The 15,774-nt window shown below is 64.7% G+C and carries 16 protein-coding genes; 8 read left to right on the top strand and 8 right to left on the bottom strand.

All coding sequences use genetic code 11. The features are described 5' to 3' along the window. Positions 1 to 62 precede the first annotated feature (62 nt). On the bottom strand, positions 63 to 2,306 hold the full coding sequence (locus tag BFD71_RS23850) for an NADP-dependent isocitrate dehydrogenase (RefSeq protein ID WP_069266784.1): 2,244 nt from the start codon (positions 2,304 to 2,306) through the stop codon (positions 63 to 65). Between the two features lie 433 nt (positions 2,307 to 2,739). On the opposite strand from BFD71_RS23850, the gene BFD71_RS23845 reads away from it, so the two are divergent. Both BFD71_RS23845 and BFD71_RS23840 read left to right on the top strand, forming a co-directional pair. Then, a complete protein-coding gene (locus tag BFD71_RS23845; RefSeq protein WP_069266783.1) occupies positions 2,740 to 3,156 on the top strand; it encodes a MarR family winged helix-turn-helix transcriptional regulator in 417 nt (138 codons plus the stop codon). A gap of 61 nt (positions 3,157 to 3,217) precedes the next feature. Then, positions 3,218 to 3,466, top strand: coding sequence for a hypothetical protein (locus BFD71_RS23840; protein WP_069266782.1), 249 nt, complete (start codon positions 3,218 to 3,220; stop codon positions 3,464 to 3,466). A 24-nt stretch (positions 3,467 to 3,490) separates the two neighbouring features. On the opposite strand, the gene BFD71_RS23835 is transcribed toward BFD71_RS23840, so the two are convergent. Next, positions 3,491 to 4,315, bottom strand: a complete 825-nt coding sequence (locus BFD71_RS23835; protein WP_069266781.1) for an alpha/beta fold hydrolase — start codon at positions 4,313 to 4,315, stop codon at positions 3,491 to 3,493. 396 nt (positions 4,316 to 4,711) lie between these two features. Here BFD71_RS23835 and BFD71_RS23830 point away from each other — a divergent pair, with 396 nt between their 5' ends. Then, positions 4,712 to 5,902 carry a sugar transporter gene (locus BFD71_RS23830; RefSeq protein ID WP_069266780.1) on the top strand — a complete coding sequence of 397 codons (1,191 nt, stop codon included), beginning with the start codon at positions 4,712 to 4,714 and terminating at the stop codon, positions 5,900 to 5,902. 49 nt (positions 5,903 to 5,951) lie between these two features. Here the strand turns inward: BFD71_RS23830 and BFD71_RS23825 are convergent, their stop codons facing one another. Both BFD71_RS23825 and BFD71_RS23820 read right to left on the bottom strand, forming a co-directional pair. Continuing rightward, a complete protein-coding gene (locus BFD71_RS23825) occupies positions 5,952 to 7,379 on the bottom strand; it encodes a sensor histidine kinase (protein ID WP_069266779.1) in 1,428 nt (475 codons plus the stop codon). Then, positions 7,366 to 8,031, bottom strand: a complete 666-nt coding sequence (locus BFD71_RS23820) for a response regulator transcription factor (protein WP_069266778.1) — start codon at positions 8,029 to 8,031, stop codon at positions 7,366 to 7,368. The genes BFD71_RS23825 and BFD71_RS23820 overlap by 14 nt, the downstream gene beginning before the upstream one ends. A 159-nt stretch (positions 8,032 to 8,190) precedes the next feature. Between BFD71_RS23820 and BFD71_RS23815 the strand changes: the two genes are divergently transcribed. The 3 genes from BFD71_RS23815 (at position 8,191) to BFD71_RS23805 (ending at position 11,091) form a co-directional block, all read left to right on the top strand. Further along, a complete protein-coding gene (locus BFD71_RS23815) occupies positions 8,191 to 9,237 on the top strand; it encodes an ABC transporter substrate-binding protein (RefSeq protein ID WP_069266777.1) in 1,047 nt (348 codons plus the stop codon). Positions 9,238 to 9,325: 88 nt separating this feature from the next. Continuing rightward, positions 9,326 to 10,585: an MFS transporter gene (locus BFD71_RS23810; protein ID WP_368729387.1), complete on the top strand. Its 1,260-nt coding sequence runs from the start codon at positions 9,326 to 9,328 to the stop codon at positions 10,583 to 10,585. A 161-nt stretch (positions 10,586 to 10,746) separates the two neighbouring features. Then, a complete protein-coding gene (locus tag BFD71_RS23805) occupies positions 10,747 to 11,091 on the top strand; it encodes a hypothetical protein (RefSeq protein ID WP_069266775.1) in 345 nt (114 codons plus the stop codon). Positions 11,092 to 11,101: 10 nt separating this feature from the next. Here the strand turns inward: BFD71_RS23805 and BFD71_RS23800 are convergent, their stop codons facing one another. Then, positions 11,102 to 11,476, bottom strand: coding sequence for a hypothetical protein (locus tag BFD71_RS23800; protein WP_256094896.1), 375 nt, complete (start codon positions 11,474 to 11,476; stop codon positions 11,102 to 11,104). Between the two features lie 82 nt (positions 11,477 to 11,558). Beyond that, positions 11,559 to 12,467: a LysR family transcriptional regulator gene (locus BFD71_RS23795; protein WP_176732947.1), complete on the bottom strand. Its 909-nt coding sequence runs from the start codon at positions 12,465 to 12,467 to the stop codon at positions 11,559 to 11,561. 86 nt (positions 12,468 to 12,553) lie between these two features. On the opposite strand from BFD71_RS23795, the gene BFD71_RS23790 reads away from it, so the two are divergent. After that, positions 12,554 to 13,855: an aspartate aminotransferase family protein gene (locus BFD71_RS23790; protein WP_069266773.1), complete on the top strand. Its 1,302-nt coding sequence runs from the start codon at positions 12,554 to 12,556 to the stop codon at positions 13,853 to 13,855. Positions 13,856 to 13,873: 18 nt separating this feature from the next. On the opposite strand, the gene BFD71_RS23785 is transcribed toward BFD71_RS23790, so the two are convergent. After that, on the bottom strand, positions 13,874 to 14,341 hold the full coding sequence (locus tag BFD71_RS23785) for an Lrp/AsnC family transcriptional regulator (RefSeq protein ID WP_069266886.1): 468 nt from the start codon (positions 14,339 to 14,341) through the stop codon (positions 13,874 to 13,876). A 115-nt stretch (positions 14,342 to 14,456) separates the two neighbouring features. Here BFD71_RS23785 and BFD71_RS23780 point away from each other — a divergent pair, with 115 nt between their 5' ends. Next, the gene (locus BFD71_RS23780; RefSeq protein WP_069266772.1) at positions 14,457 to 15,107 is read left to right on the top strand and encodes a LysE/ArgO family amino acid transporter; all 651 of its coding nucleotides are present in this window, start codon (positions 14,457 to 14,459) and stop codon (positions 15,105 to 15,107) included. On the opposite strand, the gene BFD71_RS23775 is transcribed toward BFD71_RS23780, so the two are convergent. Beyond that, a complete protein-coding gene (locus BFD71_RS23775; RefSeq protein WP_069266771.1) occupies positions 15,104 to 15,766 on the bottom strand; it encodes a gamma-glutamylcyclotransferase in 663 nt (220 codons plus the stop codon). The genes BFD71_RS23780 and BFD71_RS23775 overlap by 4 nt on opposite strands. Positions 15,767 to 15,774: the final 8 nt, after the last annotated feature.

The raw sequence follows: 15,774 nt of genomic DNA, 5'->3' as shown, positions 1-15,774 counted from the left end.
GGAGGCTCGATTCGTTTGGTGGCACGTCCCCCGCGCAATGCACGGGGGGCGGGGTCCATCCCTTACTTCGCAGCGGCTGCGAGTACGGCGTTGAACGTCGCGCTCGGGCGCATGACTTCAGCGAGCTTCGCGAAGTCAGGCTTGTAGTAGCCGCCGATATCGACCGGCTTGCCCTGAACCGCGGCCAGCTCGCCCACGATCTTCTGCTCGTTCTCGGCCAATGCCTTCGCCAGCGGCGCGAAGTGTGCCGCGAGTTCCGCGTCATCCTTCTGTGCGGCCAGCTCTTGCGCCCAGTACATCGAGAGATAGAACTGGCTGCCGCGGTTGTCCAGCTCGCCGGTCTTCGGCGACGGGCCCTTGTTGTTGTCGAGCAGCTTGCCGGTGGCGGCGTCGAGCGTCTTCGCGAGCAGCTTGGCACGCGCGTTGTTCGTCTTGATGCCGAGGTCTTCCAGCGAAACGGCCAGCGCAAGGAATTCGCCGAGCGAGTCCCAGCGCAGGTGGTCTTCCTGAACCAGCTGCTGCACGTGCTTCGGAGCCGAGCCGCCGGCGCCCGTTTCGTACATGCCGCCGCCCGCCATCAGCGGAACGATCGAGAGCATCTTCGCCGAGGTGCCCAGTTCCATGATCGGGAACAGGTCGGTGAGGTAGTCGCGCAGGATGTTGCCCGTGACCGAGATCGTGTCCAGGCCGCGGATCACGCGCTCGAGCGTGTAACGCATCGCGCGGACTTGCGACATGATCTGGATGTCGAGGCCGGTCAGATCGTAATCCTTCAGGTACGTTTCGACCTTCTTGATCACTTCGTTTTCGTGCGGACGGTACGGGTCGAGCCAGAACACGGCCGGCGTGTTCGAGTTCTTCGCGCGCGTGACGGCAAGCTTGACCCAGTCGCGGATCGGCTCGTCCTTCACGAGGCACATACGCCAGATGTCGCCTTGCTCGACGGGCTGCGTGAGCGCTTCGAGCACTTCGCCCGTGGCGTTGTCGACGATGCGCGCCGTGCCGTCCTGCGGGATTTCGAACGTCTTGTCGTGCGAACCGTACTCTTCAGCCTTCTGCGCCATCAGGCCGACGTTCGGCACCGTGCCCATCGTGCGCGGGTCGAATGCGCCGTTGGTCTTGCAGAAGTTGATGATTTCCTGGTAGATGCGCGCGAACGTGCTTTCCGGAATCAGACACTTCGTGTCGGCCGGGCGGCCGTCGGCGCCCCACATCTTGCCGCCTGCGCGGATCATCGCGGGCATCGAAGCGTCGACGATCACGTCGTTCGGTGCGTGCAGGTTCGAGATGCCCTTGGCCGAGTCGACCATGGCGAGCGCCGGACGGTGCTCGTGGCATGCGTGCATGTCGCGGATGACTTCTTCGCGCTGCGATTCCGGCAGCTTTTCGATCTTCGTGTAGAGATCGACGAGGCCGTTGTTCACGTTCACGCCGAGTTCTTCGAAGAGCTTGGCGTGCTTGGCGAACGCGTCCTTGTAGAACACGCGCACGGCGTGGCCGAACACGATGGGGTGCGAAACCTTCATCATGGTCGCCTTCACGTGCAGCGAGAGCATGACGCCGGTCTTGCGCGCGTCTTCCATCTGGTCTTCGTAGAAGGCCAGCAGGTGCTTCTTGCTCATGAACATGCTGTCGACGATTTCGCCGGCTTGCAGCTTGACCTTCGGCTTGAGCACGATGGTTTCGCCGGCCTTCGTCACGAGCTCCATGCGGACTTCGCGGTCCTTGTCGTTCGTGATCGACTTTTCGCCGTGGTAGAAGTCGCCGTGCTTCATGTGCGCGACGTGGGTGCGCGAAGCCATGCTCCACTCGCCCATGCTGTGCGGGTGCTTCTTCGCGTAGTTCTTGACCGCGAGCGGTGCGCGGCGGTCCGAGTTGCCTTCGCGCAGCACCGGGTTCACAGCCGAGCCGAGGCACTTCGAATAGCGCTTCTGGATAGCCTTTTCTTCGTCGGTCTTCGGATCTTCGGGGAAGTCGGGGACCTTGTAGCCCTTGCCCTGGAGTTCCTTGATCGCGGCGACGAGCTGCGGCACCGATGCGCTGATGTTCGGCAGCTTGATGATGTTCGTTTCCGGCAACTGCGTGAGACGGCCCAGTTCGGCCAGATTGTCCGGCACGCGCTGTTCTTCCGTGAGGAATTCCGGGAACTCGCCGAGGATACGGCCCGCAACGGAGATATCGCTGGTCTCGACGTTCACGCCGGCCGGCGCAGCGAAGGTGCGGATGATCGGCAGAAACGCGCTGGTGGCGAGCAGCGGCGCTTCATCGGTCAGGGTATAGATGATGGTGGGTTGCTGGGTACTCATCGGCTTCTTGGCGGGGTTCAAAAACGGGGTGATAACACCACCGGCTGCGCGCAGTCGGCGAAACACCTGGATTTTGCCTCAATTTGCAGCGGGCTGGGGACCTGGCGTGCCTATATTTCATATCGTGGAAAGCGCTTGCGCAATGTTAATTGACCAGAAAGTCGGCGCGTTTGCCTTGATCGGCTGGCCCTGCGCCGAAAACGTTTCCGTGCCGGAGCCCCGTTCTATAAGGCTTTGCAAGGTGAGACCGACGATTCGGAGATGGCTCTCCGGTTTTGTGGATCGTACCCTTGATTGACTGTCAAGCTGGTAAAGACCCTTGTGAAAAGAGAAGTGAATCGGGGAGTCTTATATAAGAATTTTGTCCTGCGGGCCTCGCCGAAGTCTCTGAAAACGGTTGCCTTGCTAATCAATTCGTGGTTTCATTGCTGCCATGTTCGATCACTGCCTTTACTTCAATTCGTCGGCGCTCGCGCGGTTGGTCGAGCGCGAGTGGAGTGCCGCTTATGCGCCGTTCGGCCTCACACCCGCGCAAGGCTTCGTGCTGCGCGTCGTGCTGGCGAAGCCCGGGTGCCTCGCGAGCGATGTCGCACAAACGCTCGGCATCGCGCGGCCCACTGCGACGCGCCTCGTCGACAACCTGTGCGAGAAGGACTTGCTCGAGCGCCGCCAGGGCGAGGCCGATGGCCGCGAATGGGGACTCTTTCCCACGGCGGGCGGCACGGCGCTCGACGGCCCGATCAACGGCGCGAGCGCCGACGTGGCGCGGCGCCTGCGTGCGCAAGTCGGCCCGGACCTCTTCGAGTCCACGGTCGCCGGCATGCGCAAGATACGCAAGGGACTTGCGTAATGCGTTCGCGCCTTTTTTAAACCTCGAATGATTGTCTTGCTAATCAATAAGGAGAAGAGCGATGAGCGAAGCGGCGCTAAAAGGGACAGGGGAAGAAGCCTGGCGTTGGGCAATCGGCGTGACGATCGCCGCGCTGGCAGTGGGTGGCGTGGTGGCGGCGATTCTCGCGATGCCGCGCGCCGTCCAGGCGAACAACCGCGCGTGCATAACGGCCTACGCCAACGATCTGCACGCGGATCTCGCGGCGTTCGCGCAAGACCCGGCGTGGCAGGCGCAATACGTCGAGGCAATCACGGCGTGCTCGCGTTGAACGGGCACGCCGCGCGCCGCGACGTTACTTGCGGTTCAGGAACGCGAGCAGGTCGGCGTTGACCTGCCCGGCCATCGTCGTACACATGCCGTGCGGGCCGCCCGGGTAAATCTTGAGCGTCGCGTCCTTGACGATCTTCGCGGAAAGCTTGCCCGCGTCGTCTATCGGCACGATCTGGTCGTCGTCGCCGTGCAGGATCAGCGTGGGCACGTCGATCTTCTTGAGATCTTCCGTGTAGTCGACCTCGGAGAACTCATGCACGCAGTCATGCAGCGCGAGGATGCCGCCCCACATGCCCTGCTGCCAGAACGAGTCGATCACGCCCTGCGAGACCTTCGCGCCGCTGCGGTTGTAGCCGTAGAACGGCACGGCCAGGTCCCTGAAGAACTGTGAGCGGTCGTCGATCACGCCCTTGCGGATGCCGTCGAACACCTCCTTGGGCAGACCGCCCGGATTCTTCTCGCTCTTGATCATGATGGGCGGCACCGCGCCGATCAGCACCGCGCCCGAGACGCGCTTCGTGCCGTGGCGGCCGATGTAGCGCGCGACTTCGCCGCCGCCCGTGGAATGGCCAACGAGCGTGGCGTCCTGCACATCGAGCTTGTCGAGCAGGTCGGCCAGATCGTCGGCCCAGGTGTCCATGTCGTTGCCCTTGGCGGGCTGATCGGAGCGGCCGTGGCCGCGGCGGTCGTGCGCGATCGTGCGAAAGCCGTTTTGCACCAGAAAGAGCATTTGAGCGTCCCAGGCGTCGGCGGTAAGCGGCCAGCCGTGGGAGAACACGACGGGCTTGCCGCTGCCCCAATCCTTGTAATAGATCGACGTGCCATCGCGGGTGGTGAAGGTGCTCATGGAAACTCTCCAGTTTCTTTTACAGCATCACAAAGCAGGCAGACGCCGACGCATTGGCGCGCGGTCGCGCTTCGCGCGGCGGTTCGTGGCGGCGTCCAGGGATGGGCAATGCGGGTGGAACGTGCCGGTGCCTGCGCGTCATGCAACGAGGCAGGGAGGACACGTGGGCCAGTATAGAGAGAACCTATGCGCGATGACGTGAAGTTGCGCGCGCCTCGCTGGTGCCGGCAACGATCACATGCGTGTCGTTGGCGCGGCAATCGGGCTTCCTGGCGGGTTGGCCAGTCTGGTCTAGTCGTCTTCCGTCGTCCACCGCACCGACGCGCTGCACCGTTTGAAACTGCGTCGAACGGCGATACGCGATAATCGCCCTTTATCGACTCTCGCCTGACTCGTATGTCGACGCCTGAACCGGTCGCTTCCGGCCAATCCTGGTGGGGCGTGCTCGTCCTGGCGCTTTCGGCCTTCATTTTCAACACGACCGAATTCGTGCCGGTTGCGTTGCTCAGCGCCATTGGGGACAGCCTGCACATGAAGCCGACCGACGTCGGCCTCATGCTGACGATCTACGCGTGGACGGTGGCCGTGGCGTCGCTGCCCTTGATGCTGCTGACACGCAACGTCGAACGCCGCAAGCTGCTGACCTGGATATTCGCGCTCTTCGTCGTCAGCCACATCGTGACCGGCGTAGCGTGGAACTTCACGGTGCTGATGGTGGGCCGAATCGGTATTGCCTTTGCACACGCCATCTTCTGGTCGATTTCCGTCTCGCTGGTGGTGAGGCTCGCGCCGCCCGGCAACAAGAGCCGGGCGCTCGCCATGCTCGGCATGGGAACCTCGATCGCCATGGTGGCGGGCATTCCGCTTGGGCGCGTGATCGGCGAGACGCTCGGCTGGCGGCAGACCTTCTTCGTCATTGCGGGCGCGGCGGCGTTTGCGCTACTCATGCTGCGCGTGATGCTGCCCTTGCTGCCGAGCCAGCAAACGGGCTCGTTCAGCAGCGTGCCCGTGCTGTTCAGAAAGCCGATGCTGGCCTCGCTGTATCTGCTCACGATACTCGTCGTGACCGCGCACTTCACGTCGTACACGTATATCGAGCCCTTCATTCACTCCGTGGGCCACGAAAGCAGTCAACGCATCACCTATATCCTGATTCTGTTCGGCAGTGCCGGTATTCCCGCGGCCATCTTCTTTAACCGGCTTTATCCGCGCGATCCGGCTCAGTTCCTCCAGGTGGCTGTGATCGCCGTGTGTGCGTGCCTGCTCGTGCAGTTTCCCGCCGTGCTGAGCATCATCACGTTGTCCGTTCACACGCTGGTGTGGGGCGGCGCGATCGTTTCCTTCGGCCTTGCCATGCAGGCATGGGTGCTCAAGCTCGCGCCCGAGGCCGCGGACCTCGCGGTCTCGATCTATTCCGGCCTCTATAACGTGGGGATCGGCGCGGGCGCGCTGCTCGGCAACCATATTGCCAATGGCTTCGGCGTGTCGTGGCTCGGCAGTTTCGGCGGCGTGGTGGGTGGTCTTGGGGCTGGAGTATGCTGGTTCGCATTGCGCATGTATGCGCGGGCGCATCCATCCGCGCACTGATACACCGCGTGCGGCGACGAACTCGCGCGCCAACGCTTTCGCGAGGCGTTCACAGTGGCGTCACGGACGGCGTCTCGCCTTCTACGGGAGGAAACGTCAGCTCCACGGCAAAGCCGCCGCCGGCGGGAAACGCAAAGTTCACGCGCCCGCCGTGTGCCTTCATCACCGCCTGCACGATGGCGAGCCCGAGGCCCGAGCCCGTCGCGCGCTCCGCGCCTTCCTGGCCGATGCGCTCGAACGGACGCAACGCGGCGTCCCAGTGTTCGCGTGCGATGCCTTGACCGTTGTCGGTCACGGTTAGCGTGACGGCCGCCGGCGAGGTGCTCACGATGACGACGATATCGTCCGCCTTGCCGTGCAGCAGCGCGTTGTGCAGCACGTTCGACAGCGCTTCCTGCAGGCTCACGGGGTCGCCCGCGATCCAGACCTGCGGCGCGCTGCTTTCGAATGCCACTTTCACGTCGCGTTCGTCGGCGAGCGGAATGGTGCGGCCCAACACTTCTCTGGCGAGCTTCGCGAGGTCCAGGCGCTGCAACGGGACCACTTCCGTGCGATGAATCACCATCGCGTGATTGAGCAACTGGCCGGTGAGCCGGCCCACGTCCGAGCAGGTTGCGCGCAACGCTTCGAGCCGCGCGGCATGGCGCGCGGGATCGGACTCGGTGCTGAGCAATTCGATCTGCGCGTCGAGCCGCGCGATCGGCGTGCGCATCTGGTGCGCGGCGTCGGCGATAAAGCGCTGCATGGCCGTCATGCGTTCGGCGAGCCGGCCGATCAGCCCGTTGATGGCGCCGATCAGCGCGTTGATTTCGCTCGGCGTGTCGTGCGCCACGGGCCGCAGGTCGGCCGGGTCGCGCGCGGCGATGATCTGCTCGATCTGCGCAAGCGGACGCAAGCCGCGCCGGATCGCAAGGCCGCTCGCGCCGATGGCGAGCACGCTCATCAGCAAAATGAGCGTCCAGACCTTGAGGCTCATGTCGTTCGTGAGTTGCTGGCGGGCATGGGTGGTCTGCGCGACCGTGACGAGGGCCCAGCCGGGCGGCCGCGCGTCCGGCATGTAGCGCCCGATGGTCGCCGTGCGCACTCGCTCTCCCTGGTAGCGGGCGTTCGCGAATGTCGGACCCTGGTGCGCGTTCATCGCGCTCTTCGTATCGGCCGGACCGGGAAGATCGCCATAGCCCGCGACGACGAGGCCGCGCGCGTCGACCACTTTGTAGTAGACGACGTCATAGCGCGAGAGCGTGGAGAGCGCGGCCACCGGCGGATTGAGCGCGAGCACGCCGCCCTGCACGTAGAGGTTTTCGGCGACCTGGATGGTTGCGCCCGCAAGCAGCTGATCGTAGGCGCGCTCGGACGCGACGCCCGCGTAATAGCGCGCGATGCCCGCGAGCGCCGCCGCGCCCGACGCCACGACGAGCGCGATGAAGAGCAGCGTGCGCCCGAGCAGCGTTTTCGGGAACCAGTCAAAGCGCGGCAATTTGATATCCCATGCCGCGCGCCGTGCGGATTTCGACCGAACTGCCCTGCAGCTTCTTGCGCACGCGCGTGACGTATTGTTCGACGGCGTTCGCGCTCGGCTCGTTGCCGTAGCTGAACAACTGATTCAGCAGTTCTTCTTTCGGGAAGATGCGTTGCGGACGGCTGGCGAGGATTTCGAGCAGCGCGAACTCCTGGCGCGAAAGCGAAAGCGGTTTGCCGTCGAGTTCGGCAAGCCGGCTGCTGCGGTCGATGGCGAGACCGCCCAGCTTCACCACATCGTTCGCGTGCCCGCTGTTGCGGCGCAGGAGCGCCTGCACGCGCGCTTCGAGTTCGCGGTAGTCGAACGGTTTGACGAGGTAGTCGTCGGCGCCGAGGCCGAGGCCGCTCACGCGGTCGTCGATGGCCGAGCGTGCGGTGAGCAGCAGCACCGGCGTGGTCGAGCCCGACGCACGCAGATGGCGCAGAATCTCGAAGCCGTCCATGGCGGGAAGCATCACGTCGAGCACGACCAGATCGAAACGCTCCACGCCGAGCAGGCTGTTCGCCGTCGCGCCGTTCGCTTCGAGGTCCACCGCGTGACCGAGGCGCGTGAGGCGGCTGCGGACCGCCGCGCCGATTTCCGCGTCGTCCTCTACCACCAGAATGCGCATGATGCCGTTCCTGCCGAAATCTTCATGGGTGCGATTGCGGGTTTTCCCCGAGGTCTACTGTGTGTGTTTCTCAGCATTTTCTCAGACTCGCCCGGTAATCTCGCGAACCATGGAAGATAGCGCGACGTGATTACGACACGAACCAACGGAGACGGCAAGATGCGCGTGAAGTCGCCGCGGCCTTCACCGCGTCGGCGCGCGCTCGTTGCGGCCGGGCTTGGCGCGGCTGCCGTTGCCGCGGGGCTCGCGCCTGCCTGGGTCCGGGCCACACCGCGCACGGTGCGCATTTCCAAGGGCTATGGCCTGCTGTATCTGCCGCTGCTCGTGATGGAAAAGGCGCGCCTGTTCGAGCGCCATGCGGCCCGCCAGGGGCTCGCGGACGTGAGCGTGGAGTGGGTGAGGCTCGACGGCGGCAATTCGGTCGACGACGCCATGATGGCCGGCACGCTCGACTTCGCCGCCGTGGGTGCGCCCGGCTTCATCGAACTGTGGGCGCGGGCGCGCGGCATACCGAACGTCGAGGTGATCGGCATCAGCGGCCTTTCGGCCACGGCGCTCTCGCTCAACACGAACCGGCCGCAGATTGCGACGCTGCGCGACTTCACGGCCGCCGACCGCATTGCGGTGCCCGGTATTCGCACCTCGCTTTCGGCCGTGGTGCTGCAGATGGTGGCGAGCAAGCTGCTAGGGCCGCAGCACTTCGCGCAGCTCGATTCGATCACCGTCGGCTTGCCGCATCCGCAGGCCATGCAGTCGCTGATCCGACGCGAGGGCGGCATCACCGCGCATTTCGCGTCGCCGCCATTTTCGACGCTCGAATTGCAGCAGCCTGGCATCCACCGCGTGGTCAATTCGGTCGACGTGCTCGGGCCGCTCACGCTCGACGTGGTGTTCGCGCCCAAGCGCCTCGTCGATACCGAGCCTGCGCTGGCAAAGGCGTTCCTTCACGCGCTCGACGAGGCGAACCGGATGATTTCGCAGGACAAGGCGGCCGCGGCGCAGATCTATGTCGATTCGTCGGGCTTCGGCGCGTCGCGCGAGCACGTGGTGCAGACGCTCTGCGCGCCGGAGTCGCGCTTTTCGGTCTGGCCCGAGCAGTTGATGGAGTACGTGGATTTTCTGTACATGGTGGGCACGATCAAGGCGAAGCCGCGCACATGGAACGACATGTTCGTGGCGATGCTCGGGGATTTCCGTCCGTCCTAGACATACGCATAGACACAAATAAACGTAGGAGAACAGAGTGAATACAGACTCAACCGTCGATCAACCATCCGTCGAAGAGCGGGATGTCATGTCGAAGATCGCGCGCCGCCTCATGCCGATCCTCGTCGTGATGTTTCTGATTTCGTTCATCGACCGCCAAAACGTCGGCTTCGCGAAGCTGCAGATGGTGCACAGCCTCAACATGACCGAAACGGCGTTCGGCCTTGCGTCGTCGCTGTTCTTTATCGGCTATCTGCTGTTCGAAGTGCCCAGCACGCTCGCGCTGCACCGCTTCGGCGCGCGCGTGTGGCTCGCGCGCATCATGCTCACCTGGGGCGTGATCACGGTGCTGATGGGCTTCACCACCTCGATGCAGGTGTTCTGCGGCCTGCGCCTCGCGCTGGGCGTCGCCGAAGCCGGCTTCTATCCCGGCGTGATCTACTACCTCACGCTGTGGTTTCCGCAAAGCTATCGTGCGCGTGTGCTCGGCATCTTCACGCTGGGCAGCGCGCTCGCCAATATGCTGGGCTCGCTCGTGGGCGGCTGGCTGCTGAGTCTCAATGGCGTATGGGGCCTCGCCGGCTGGCAGTGGGTGTTCATCGCCACGGGCCTGCCCGCCGTGCTGGTCGGCATCGCCGTGTTCAGGCTGCTGCCGGCGTCGTACCAGGAAGCGCGCTTTCTGCACGATCGCGAAAAGCAGATCGTGGCGGCCGCGCACGAGCGGGAGAAGCCCGAGCACGCCGAACACTCGCAGCCCTGGAAGGCGCTGCTCGATCCGCGCGTGATGCTGTTCGCGGCAACCTATATGCTGATGTCGACGTCGCTCTACGGCGTGACCTACTGGCTGCCCACGCTCGTGAAGTCGTTTGGCGTGTCGAGCAGCGTGAACGGGCTGTTGAGCATGCTGCCGTGGGCGCTGGCAGTGCTGCTGCTGCTGTGGCTGCCATCGAAGCTGCGCCGCGCGAAAAGCATTCTGCGCGCGATGGCGATCGTCGCGGCGCTAGGCACGCTGGGTTTCCTGCTGAGTCTCCTGCTGCCTTCCACACCGCTGCGCTTCATCGCGCTCGTGTTCGGCGGCGCGTGCATTCCGCTGCTGTACCCGTGCTTCTGGTCGATGCCGCCGCGCTACTTCACCGGCGCGCGGGCTGCCGCAAGCGTGGCGGCGATCAACTCGATCGGCAATCTCGGCGGCTTCTTCGGCCAGAACCTCATGCCGCTGGCGGGCAAGCTCACGGGTACCGCATTCGGTCCGATGATCGTGCCGATCGTGTGCCTCGCGGTGCTCGGTCTCGGCGTCGTGGTGGCGTGGGGACGTTCAGGGCGCGCCATCGAGGGCGTGCCGGCTTGACGCGGGCCACTCGTCGCGTTCATCGGGCCGGAAAGCGATCGCGATTGTATTTCTCGCCGTAACAGTGAATTCAATCTATGGGCATAGACTTTCGATAGGGCACCCCTAAAATCCACTGTCATATGTGAGCGTATTGCGACGCTCGATCATGAGAGGGATTCATGCAGCAGATTTTCAAGGGGACGGCCAGACTTGCGGACGTGGCAAGCCGGTCTTGGCCCAGGGTCGCCGTATCGCTGGTCGCCGCGTGCACGGTGCTGGCGGGTTGCGCGTCGGCCAGCGACGTCACCACGGCGGACAAGTCGGGCACGTTCGTCGTTTCGGCTTCCGCAACGGGCGGCCGACTCGCGTGGGCCCGCGCCCACAAGCGCGCGGTGAGCGAAGCGAACGACTACTGCGAGAGCCGCGGCATGCAGACGAGTCTCGGCATGGAGCACACCGAAGGCATCGAGGCGCTGCAGCAGCAGGCCTCCGTCATCCGCTTCGAATGTCATCCCAAGCTTTGAGGCCCGCGCCTCAGCGAATCACGAACGTTTCCCTGCGAGCCCCGTACCACTTCGTGACTTCGGAGTGCGCGGTCAATCTGGATGACTTCAGAATCGGGCTCGTGACGCGATACAGCCGGTCCGGGTCGGGCCCATACATGTAGAGATAGCCGTCGTTGCCGTCGATGTGAATTTCGGTTTCGCCGAGTTCGCCGGCATCGGCGCGCTTGATGGCGCCAGCCAGCCGCTGTTCGAGCGCATGAATCTGCGGGCGGTCTTTCGGGTAGTAGTCGAAATGGACCATCATGGCCGGCCCCGGCGGCTTCTGCGCCGGTTGTGCGGCGGCGCTCCCCGCGGCGAGTGCGATGCCCAGCAGCGTGGCGAGTGTTTTCCGGATTTTCGACATGGGGATGGCGTCCGCGAGCGAAGCTGCGATGTTCGCATAACGAAGGGGCGGCGTGGGGCGGCGGTGCCTCGCGGCGGTGCGCTCACAACAGCGGCAGCGTGAGCCGAATGTGCTCGGCGAACGCCGCCGTGAGGAGCGACGGCCGCTTGCGTCCGAACTTGATCGTAATGCCCACGGCCGGCAAGGGCGGCAGCGCGGGATCGCCATTGAGAATCGCCAGATCCGCCGGAACGGCCGTTTGTGTCATGACGGCGAAGGCCTGGCCCGAACGCACGAGCGCGGTGAGACCGGCGAGGCTGCTGCTCGCATACGCGACGCGGTAGGCGCGGCCCATCCTCTCCAACGCTTCACAGGCTGCGATGTGATCGAGGGTGTCCGGATCGGAGAGCGCGAGCGGCAGCGGATCGACATGGGCGGAATCGAGTCCGGGCGAGCCGATCCAGACCAGCTGCTCGCGGCGAATGATCTCGTCGTGCGGGCCGCTTGCGTTGGCGGACCCGATGGCGGTCAAAGGCAGCGATACCAGGGCGAGATCGACCGCACGCTTGTCGAGCTGTTCGAGAAGGCGCGGCGTGGGAACGCATACGACTTCCACGAGCGCATTTGGATGCTGGCCCGAAAACCGGCGCAGCAAGGAGGGCAGAAATACGGCCGCATAGTCGTCCGGGCAGCCGAAGCGCAGGGTGCCCGACAAGCCCGTGCCGCACAGGTCGGCCATGGCCTCGTCGTGCAGGCGCAGAATGCGCTGGGCGTGCACCAGCAGGCGCTCGCCGGGGCTCGTCAGCGCAACGCCGCGGCCGGTGCGCTGAAGCAACGGCTGATCGACGATCTCCTCGAGCCGCTTGATCTGCTGACTCAGCGCCGACTGGGTGCGGCCCACGCGTTCGGCCGCGCGGCTTATCGAGCGCACCTCGGCGATAACCGAGAACGAACGCAGCAGATCGATTTCCAGCGGTCGGCTCACGATATTAGACCCTCTTCTAGCTTGCATAAGAACTATTCGATTCAATAAAACCAGAGCGCCGCCTAGACTGCAAGGAAAACCCGCAAAACCCGCTACCCGACGAGGAGAAGCCCGTGTCCAGGAACGACGACGAACAGTTTTGGCGCAACGCGAGACAGCATCTGATCCGCTATGGCGGCACGTTCGAGCCGATGATCATCGAGCGCGCCCAGGGCAGCTTCGTCTACGACGCGGACGACCGGCCGATTCTCGACTTCACTTCGGGACAGATGAGCGCGGTGCTCGGTCACAGCCACCCGGAAATCGTCTCGGTCGTCAACGAATACGCGGGCAAGCTGGACCACCTGTTCAGCGGCATGCTCTCGCGGCCCGTGGTCGAACTGGCCACGCGTCTCGCCGACGTCACGCCCGCCGGGCTCGACCGGGCGCTGCTGCTGAGCACCGGCGCGGAGTCGAACGAGGCCGCCATCCGCATGGCGAAGCTCGTCACGGGCAAATTCGAAATCGTGGGCTTTGCGCAGTCGTGGCACGGCATGACGGGCGGCGCGGCTTCGGCCACCTATAGCGCAGGGCGCAAGGGCGTCGGCCCCGCAGCGGTGGGCTCCTATGCGATTCCCGCGCCGTTCACGTACCGGCCGCGCTTCGAGCGCAACGGGCAATACGATTACCTCGCGGAACTCGACTACGCGTTCGATCTCATCGACCGCCAGTCGAGCGGCAATCTTGCGGCCTTCATCGCGGAGCCGATCCTGAGTTCGGGCGGCATCATCGAACTGCCGCCCGGCTATATGGCCGCGCTCAAGCGCAAATGCGAAGAGCGCGGCATGCTGCTGATTCTGGACGAGGCGCAAACGGGCGTCGGGCGCACCGGTACGATGTTCGCGTGCGAGCACGACGGCGTGACGCCCGACATTCTCACGCTATCGAAAACACTCGGCGCCGGATTGCCGCTCGCGGCCGTGGTCACGTCCGCGCAGATCGAGGAAGCCGCGCACGAACGGGGCTTCCTGTTCTACACGACGCATGTGTCCGATCCGCTTCCTGCTGCGGTCGGCCTGCGGGTGCTGGACGTCGTGGCGCGCGACGGACTCGTTGCGCGCGCAAATATCATGGGCGGCCGTTTGAGGCGCGGGCTGCTGGATCTGATGGAGCGCTTCGAATGCATCGGCGACATTCGGGGGCGCGGGCTGCTGCTCGGCCTCGAGATCGTCAAGGACCGCCGCACGAAGGAGCCCGCCGACGGCCTTGGCGCGAAAATCACGCGCGAGTGCATGAAGCTCGGGCTCAGCATGAACATCGTGCAGTTGCCGGGCATGGGCGGCGTGTTTCGCATTGCACCGCCGCTGACCGTGAGCGAGCAGGAGATCGATCTCGGCGTGGAGTTGCTGGGGCAGGCGATCGAGCGCTCCCTCTGAGGACCAGGGTCGTCGCGGCTAGGCCTTGCCGCGCGACCCGGCCGTGCTCACTTGAGGCTTCGCGAGCGCACGTGCGACGAGCGGCGTGGACATGACGATGGACGTGCGCGTCTCGCCGTAGAGATTGATGCGCTGGATCAGGCGCTCCAGGTCGGCCACGCTCGTCGCGACGAGGCGAATGACATAGGAGTCCGCACCGGTCACGTGATGGCATTCGAGCACCTCGGCAATCGTGCCGAGCAGCTTGAGAAACTTCGCTTTCGCGGATTGGGGCACCGTGATGCCGATCAGGGCCGAGATCGGATAGCCGGCGGCGGCCGGATTCACGCGCGCCGTGTAGCCTTCGATCACGCCGGTCTCTTCGAGACGTCTCACGCGCTCCGTGACCGCAGGCACCGAGAGATGCACCTGGCGCGCAAGCTCGGTGTAGGTCGTGCGGCCGTTTTCCTGCAGCAGCGCCAGTACTTTCCAGTCCAGATCGTCCATCATGGCGAAATGTTTAAGGTGAAAGGCCGATTTTCCCTTAAATCCCGGCTTCTGCGGATACTCTTCGCGGTCTACGATAGTCCCCTATAGAACACGCATTGCGGAGAGAGGGGACATGTTGTTCGTCAAAGCCGTGGCGATGGGGTTTTGCATCGCCGCACCGGTCGGGGCCATCGGCATGCTGTGCATCCAGCGCAGCCTGAGCCGCGGTTTTTACTCCGGCTTCGCAACCGGCATTGGCGCTGCGTGCGCCGATGCGTTTTATGGCTTGCTCGGCGCGCTCGGCGTGGCCGGTATCGTCACGGCGCTGCCGATGCTGACGGTGGTCTTGAAGTCGGCGGGCGGGGCATTTCTGGTGTGGATGGCGTGGACCATCGCACGCGCGTCGTCGACCGCGCCGGCCGCCGTACAGGAGACGCAGCGCAGCCCTGTCGCGCGGGATTTCCTCACGACGTTTGCACTGACGCTCTCGAACCCTCTGACCATTTTTTCGTTCATTGCCGCGTTTGCCTCGCTCGGGCCATTACCGCCCATGCCAGGCGAGCAGGGGGCGCCGGGAGGGTTTTCGATGGCGCTGATGGTGACTATGGTGACGGGCGTGTTCGCGGGCTCGGCCGTGTGGTGGCTGTTCCTGAGCGGCGTGACGTCCGCGTTGCGTACGAAGCTGCCACTCGCGTTCACGCGGGGCATCTCCCTTTTTTCCGCCGTGGCGATTGCCGCGTTTGGCGTGGTTCAGATGGTGACCGGTCTCGTGCGGCTCGCTTAAGACGTCGTTTCGAAACGTTCGAGGGCTTGCGCCACTTCCTCGATGTAGGCGTCCGTCATTGCGCAGTCCGCGAGCGCCTGCCTGAGCCGGAACACATATTCCGCGTTGCTGCCGAGCGGCCCATGCGCTTGGGCTATCGCACGCGCGGCAGTCGCGGGGCTCGAATCAGCCTCGTATTGTCGCGGGCAGGTGTTCGCCACGAAGGCGAGGGCGTGCCGCGTCTCGCCCGTCGTGAGCGTCACCGAGGTCCAGGCGGGCGTGTAGGCGCCCGTCAGCATCTCGCGGGTCCAGAGGATGTGCAACTCTTCGTCGAGCGTGGCCGCATCGAGCCGCAGCACCACGCCTTGGGTATGGCCGCCGCGCTCCAGCGCGAGCATGCGGCCGGGGCACTGCGGCGTGCCGCGCCCGCCGAACAGGCGGATGCAAAAGCTCCTGCGCCAGCCGTGCAGCGTGGCGTGCGCGCGCCGGTCGAAGTGCGAGAGCGGATTCCACATGAGCGAACCGTAGCCGAACACCCAGACCTCTTCGCCGGCGGGGCGCTTCGCCATCGTTTCGGCGAGCGACTGGGCGATCTGGGCTTGCGTCCAGAGAATTTCCGGCGGGAGATGGCTGAAACTCTCGAGAAACGCGCCGGAGCGAATGGCGTCCCTGTTTAGCATGGCGTTGA

Origin of the sequence: Paraburkholderia nodosa (genome assembly GCF_001718195.1) — a bacterium.
Lineage (GTDB): Bacteria > Pseudomonadota > Gammaproteobacteria > Burkholderiales > Burkholderiaceae > Paraburkholderia > Paraburkholderia nodosa_A.
The sequence above is the reverse complement of the archived record's forward strand: the minus strand, read 5'-3'. Positions and strand labels throughout refer to the sequence as shown.